We start from the raw sequence: 7,066 nt of genomic DNA, 5'->3' as shown, positions 1-7,066 counted from the left end.
TTGTTTTTATGAAACTAAACCTGCCGCTTTTATTAAAAAATAATCCCGAACTCACGTTAAGTTTAATTTTCTCAGTGCTATTGCCTAAGCTATTGAACGGATTACAGACTACTATTGATAGGCAAAAAAAATTAGAGAATGACCTAAAGATGCAACAGGATATTCTGGAAGGGAGCGGAAAACGATTTCGTTTATTAGTAGAAAATGCAGGAGATATAATTGCTACATTCGATTGTGAAGGGAATTTTATTTATATAAGCCCTGCTTTTGAAAGAATAACAGGATATACTATTGAAGAGTTAATAGCTAAATCCTTTATCGGAATTATGAGTCAGGAGCAGGAGGAGCGGTCGAGACAATTTTTTGAGAAAATTCTATTAAGTCCGAATGTTCCTGTTCATACTATTTTCCCTTTAAATCATAAGAATGGACAAATATTGTGGATGGAAGGCATTGTTACTAATTTATTGAATGAAAAGAATATCAGTTCTATTATAGGTAATTATCGTGATATTACAGAAAAGAAAGAAGCTGAAGAGAAAAAAAGAATCAGTGAGATAAGGTACCAGACACTTTTCGAACAGGCACCTGATGCTATTTCTATAACTGATGCAAGTGGCCGGTTTATCGAAGTAAACTCCAGTAAGTGCACTCTACTGGGGTATTCGAATGAAGAATTTAAGCATTTGAAAATAAGAGATATCCTTTTTGAAGAAGATTTACTATTGAATCCGCCGAGAGTACAAAATCTAAAGCCGGGCGAGAAGATTCGATATGAGCGACGCTTAAAAGCTAAGAATGGTACAACAGTATATGTAGACTTAAGTGGCGGAACAATGAATAATGGTCAGCATTTAGTTTTTGTGAGAGATGTGACAGAGAAAAAAATCGCCGAACGCCAGAAAGAGTTTGACCGGAAGAATTTCTATGCTCTGATTAACAGCACTGATGACCTGATGTGGAGTGTAGATAAAAATATGGAATTAATTACCTCTAATAAGGCGTTTGATCAATTAATTCAGCAAGTAACCGGAAAGGCGCTTTCGGAAGATAATTCTATCATTAAATCTGAATTCACTAAAGAGCAGCTTAATCGTTACAGTGCTTTTTTTGAAAGAGCTTTTGCCGGAGAGGTGTTCAGTGCGATTGACCACCTGGCTACTCCTATTGAAATATGGTCGGAAATTTCTTTTTACCCAATTATACAGGATAATGAAATCATCGGGTGTGCTTGTTACTCCAGAGATATCACAGCACTAAAAATGGCTGAACAGGAACGTGTTAAAATGACAGATGATATCGTTATACGTAACAAGAACCTGGAACAGTTTGCGTATATTGTCTCTCATAATCTCCGGGCACCTGTAGCCAATATCAGCGGGATAATCTATGTTCTGCAAACGATGAATTTAGACAAAAGGCAGGGGAAACTCATGATAGACGAGCTTTCTAAATCAATCAATAAACTGGATGAAGTAATTCTGGATTTGAATGATATTCTGCTCAGGAAAGACGGGCATCTGTATCAGTTAAAGGAAACAGTTTATTTTTCAGAATTGGTTGAAAATATACAATTGAGTATTAGCAATATGATTGTCGAAGGGCAGTTTGCTATCGTCAGTGATTTTTCAGCAGTCAATGAATTTATGACGACCAAGAGTTATTTATATAGTATTTTTTATAACCTTATTTCAAACAGTATCAAGTATAGAAGATCAGATATTGATTCTTTTATAAATATTAAAAGTAAGCTTGGCAATAATAAGCTTATACTCATTTTCGAAGATAATGGCCTTGGGATAGATTTAAATAAGAAAGGAGATCAGGTATTTGGATTATATAAGCGCTTTCACGACCATACCGAAGGAAAAGGCATGGGACTGCACATGGTGAAAACGCAGGTCGAAGCCCTGGGTGGAAAAATATCTTTAGAAAGTGAAGTCAATAAAGGAACTACATTCATGATTGAATTCGAAAGGAGTAGTCTCACCTGATTATATAATTAGATGACATCTTCATTTTCTGGTTTGTATATTTTGTTTGTCTCACACTTTTTGATACGATTTCTATTTTTGGTAATAAACCCATAATTATTCTTTGTGAGGTTATTTTAGCATAATTTTCCATTAATTAACGCTTTGGCAACCATTAATTAATAGTTTCTTTATATAGGAGAAGTAGTTTTGCAAGTAGAAGTTTATGGAAATCATACATATAGGATTTTCATTAGATTATTTTAATTTTACTATACTTATTCTAATAAATCCTCAAATCCAGCCGTATAAGTCCTCCATTAATCTGATTTGGTTCTGTTCGCTTTAAGAAACTTTAAATACATGAAAAACGCAGTCATAATTCTAATAATTTTAGGCCTCATAATAGGCTGTAAAAACCAGAAGACAAACAGTCCGGGTGGCTCTGTTAGCAGCTCGACTGTTAAAAAACTGGGCTTAAAAAGAGTGAAACTCAGTAATGGTTGGTCATTAACCCCTGTTGGCAAAAGCCTGAAATTGCAGGATTTACCACTAAACTTAGTAGTTTCTCCTTCAAAAAAATATCTGGCTGTCACTAATAATGGGCAAAGCACGCAAAGCATTTCACTGATTGATGTGGCAACAGAAACAGTTTTAGATGATGAGATTATCGAAAAATCATGGTTAGGTTTGGCTTTTAGCCCTGATGAGAAATTCCTTTATGCCTCAGCAGGGAACGACAATAAAATCAATATCTATAAAATTGAGAACAACCAGTTGCAGAAAGATGGGGAGATTATTCTGGATAAGCCCTGGCCTGTAAAGGTTTCTCCGGCAGGACTTTGCGCAAATGAAAAGAATATTTTTGTAGTGGCTAAAGATAATAATACCCTTTATCAATTGGATATTGCCTCCAGAACTATTGAGAAAAAAATACCTTTGGCAGCCGAAGCCTATACCTGTATACTTTCACCTGATAAAAGTATGCTTTATGTATCTCTTTGGGGAGGGGCAAAAATCTTGATTTATGATATTGCTGCTTCAAAAATCATCGATGAAATTGCAGTAGATAAAAATCCGAATGACATGGTACTTACCAAAGATGGCCAGTACTTATATGTTTCTCACGGGAATGATAATACGGTATCTATCATTGATACCAAGCAAAAACAACGTATCGAAACACTTTCTTGTGCATTATACCCTGAGTCACCTATTGGTTCAACACCTAATGGAGTGGCTTTGAGCGAAGATGAAGAATATCTTTTCATTGCCAATGCAGATAATAATTGTTTGGCTGTTTTTGAGGTAGAAGAAAAAGGCAAAAGCCGTTCTTTAGGTTTTATTCCTACGGGTTGGTATCCGACTTCTGTCAAAACAATCGGTAATAAAATTTATGTAACCAACGGCAAAGGGTTTTCTTCTTCGCCTAACCCGAAAGGCCCCAATCCGGTAAGTTCTAAGAGCCCGCAATTTAAAGGTGCCAATCCTGAGGCTGTTCGAGGTACACAATATATTGGTGGTTTATTCAAAGGTACATTGTCGATTTTTGATTTTCCGGACGAAAAAACTTTAGCTGAATATTCAAAAATTGTTTACGAAAATACACCTTATACCAAAACCAAAGAACTCGAAACCGAAGGCCAGAAAGGCAATCCGATTCCAACAAAATTAGGTCAGAAATCACCCATCAAATATGTTTTTTATGTCATTAAAGAAAATCGTACTTATGATCAGGTATTGGGTGATGTAAAAACCGGAAATGGAGATACAACCTTATGTTTGTTCCCTGAAAGAATTACACCAAATCAACATGCTTTGGTAAATGAATTTGTTCTGTTGGATAATTTTTACGTAGATGCCGAAGTAAGTGCAGACGGACATAACTGGTCGACGGCTGCCTATGCCAACGATTATGTAGAGAAAACCTGGGTAACTAGTTATGGTGGTCGTGGTGGTACGTATGACTATGAAGGAAGCCGCGAAATTGCCTACCCGAAAAATGGCTTTATCTGGGACTTTGCGCATCGTGTAGGTGTAACTTTCAGATCTTATGGTGAATTTTCTGAGCAACGCGCAAAATTGCCTAATCTGAAAGAGAATTGTAGTCTGAAATTCCCCCCATATAATCTTTCTGTCAAAGATATTACGCGCGTTGAGGCATGGAAAGCCGATTTTGATTCTTTATTGGCTATAAACAAGGTGCCTAAGTTAAGCATTGTTCGTCTTGGAAATGACCATACTGCTGGCGCAAGAGTAGGAATGCCAACTACCGAGGCTATGGTTGCCGACAATGATCTGGCAGTTGGGAAACTGGTAGAGCATATTTCCAAATCAGGTATCTGGGAACAATCGGCTATATTTATTCTGGAAGATGATGCGCAGAATGGTTCAGACCACGTAGATGCGCACCGCTCAACAGCCTATGTTGCCGGAGGATTTGTGAAACGCGGCTACGTTGACCATACGATGTACTCAACCTCAAGTATGTTACGTACAATGGAGCTGATTCTGGGAATTCCTCCGATGAGTCAATACGATGCAGCAGCTACACCTATGTGGCGTAGTTTTAGCAAAACGGTGGATAGCAAAGGATTTGTGGCGCGAAAAAATAATATTGACCTGAATGAACGCAATGTGGCAGTGAATAGAAATTCAATCAAATCGGCTGAGTTTGATTTATCTAAACCTGATTTAATTAATGATCTGGAATTCAGCAGGATTGTATGGCAGACGATAAAAGGCTTAAACAGCCCAATGCCTGCTCCTAAGAGAAGCGCCTTTCTGGTGTTGAAAGAAGGAGATGACGACGATGATGATGATGATTGAGATGATACATCGGTTAATATTAAGCAAGGAACTCTTTCAATAGCACTGAAACGATTATGCTAAAAAAAGAAAGGGTTTTCTAAATGATACAATAGCCTTTTAACAAGTATACATTATTTGTTAAAAGGCTATACTTTTTATAAGGTAGCTTTAGCCTGACTTTCAATTACACTCATCTGTTTCAGCCTTAAAAACATTGCTTGTCTTGTTGTAAAATATAACTTGTAAGAATATCCTTTTACTTATAGCAGTACTTAACCTGCCGGAATCGTTTGTGTAGTGGTGATACTATCATGATTTTTATTAAATCAGATTTTCCTGTATAGGTATCTATATTATTGCTATACTGAAGATGAGTAAGTTAACTCTTGAGTCAAATAAAATATAAACTGGGGTGACACCTTTCCAATAAATTAATTCGAAAAGTGTTAACTTCGTATACCATTGAAAACACTAAACTATTTAAACATGAAACTCCTTTTGCACTATGCCCTCTGTCTGATTATCTTTCTTTCAGCTTGCCAACAAAAAACTGAAAATACTAAGGATACAACCTCTGCTTCAACCATGTCAGTCTGTACCTTACCTGAAGTGATTGATAAAAAATGGTATTCTTCTAATAAAAAGGCGCCGCTTTTACCTGGTCTGGAAGGGATTGATTTTACCATCACTACCAAAAGTGCTGAGGCGCAAAAATACTTTAATCAGGGGCTTATGCTGGCTTATGGATTTAATCATGCCGAATCGGCCCGGTCTTTTTATGAAGTGACGCGACAGGATTCAAGCTGTGCTATGGGTTGGTGGGGTTTTGCTTATGTATTGGGGCCTAACTATAATGCAGGAATGGAGCCGGATAATTTCCAGCGGGCTTATGATGCTGTGCAAAAGGCTCTGGTGCTTGTTGGCAATTGTACGTCCAAAGAGAAAGATTTGATTCAGGCATTAAGTACGCGTTATGCTAAAGATTCAAGCATTCCACGTTCCAGACTTGATTCGACTTATTCGGTTACCATGAGAAGAGTTTATAGAAAATACCCGAACGATGCAGATGTTGCCGCACTTTATGCTGAGTCAATGATGAATTTACACCCGTGGCAGTTATGGAAAAGTGACGGAACTATACAGCCCTGGACGCCCGAAATTATAGCTGTACTGGAAAAAGCTTTACAGGTAGATCCGAAACACGCTGGTGCCAATCACTTCTATATTCATGCGCAGGAGATGTCGCAGCACGCCGAAAAAGCTTTGACAAATGCCAAACTGCTTGAAACACTTGTGCCCGGAGCAGGTCATTTGCTCCATATGCCCTCTCATATTTATATCAGGATAGGAAAATATCATGAGGGGGTATTGGGCAATCAGCAAGCTTCGCTGGTTGATAGTTTATATGTCGAAGCTTGCCATGCACAAGGGGCTTATCCATTGGGATATTATCCGCATAATTACCATTTCATTGCGGCTTGTGGCACTTTAAGCGGTGAAAGCAAGAGTGCCATGATTGGTGCGATGCAAACGGCTAATCATGCGCATAAAAAACTGATGTTAGACCCTGTCTGGGGTACTTTGCAGCATTATTATACGATTCCGTGGTACATTCAGGTAAAACTGGGTTTGTGGGAGAATATTCTGAAATCTAAGGCTCCGGAGAAAATCTTAAAATATCCTTCAGTAATCTGGCACTATGCAAATGCAATGGCTGCGCTTTCACAGAATAAAACAGCTCAGGCTAAGCAACATTTAGCTGAAATGAAAACCATTCTGAAAGACACTAGCATAAAAGCCATAACCATCTGGAATATCAACAATGTATACGATTTATGTATGATTGCTTCAAAAACAGTAGAGGGAGAGATAAATGCAAAAGAAAAGAATTATGCGCAAGCAATTGCTTTTTTAAGAGAGGCGGTTGCCAAAGAAGATGCGCTCAATTATAATGAACCTGCTGATTGGTTCTTTTCCATCCGTCACCATTTAGGGGCTGTATTGATTGATGCCGGGAAATATGAAGAAGCTATTACCGTTTATGAACAGGATTTAAAGACATATCCTAAAAACGGGTGGGCCTTGAAAGGCCTGACGAATGTATACGAAAAAACGGGAGACAAAAAGAAATATAACCAGATAAAACAACAGTTTGACGAGGCCTGGAAATATGCTGATATTAAAATTGCCTCTTCACGACTTTTGTAAACTTGATTCTACGCGCAATAAAAAGACCGATGAATCGCTCCATCGGTCTTTCTTATATTTATGAAATGAATTTC

Annotated in this window: 3 protein-coding genes; all 3 read left to right on the top strand. The window is 37.7% G+C overall.

Annotated features, from left to right (window positions below; genetic code table 11):
* Positions 1–1,994: PAS domain-containing sensor histidine kinase (locus tag ACYVFA_RS08540; protein ID WP_460471398.1), on the top strand; the 1,994-nt coding region annotated here is incomplete at its 5' end.
* A gap of 342 nt (positions 1,995–2,336) precedes the next feature.
* Positions 2,337–4,802: a beta-propeller fold lactonase family protein gene (locus tag ACYVFA_RS08535; protein WP_460471397.1), complete on the top strand. Its 2,466-nt coding sequence runs from the start codon at positions 2,337–2,339 to the stop codon at positions 4,800–4,802.
* 468 nt (positions 4,803–5,270) lie between these two features.
* Entirely contained in the window at positions 5,271–6,992 is a 1,722-nt protein-coding gene (locus ACYVFA_RS08530; protein WP_460471396.1) for a tetratricopeptide repeat protein, read from the top strand.
* Positions 6,993–7,066: the final 74 nt, after the last annotated feature.

It is taken from the genome of Emticicia fontis (genome assembly GCF_054779675.1).
Note: the sequence above shows the minus strand (reverse complement) of the source record. Positions and strands in the feature narration are given on the sequence as shown.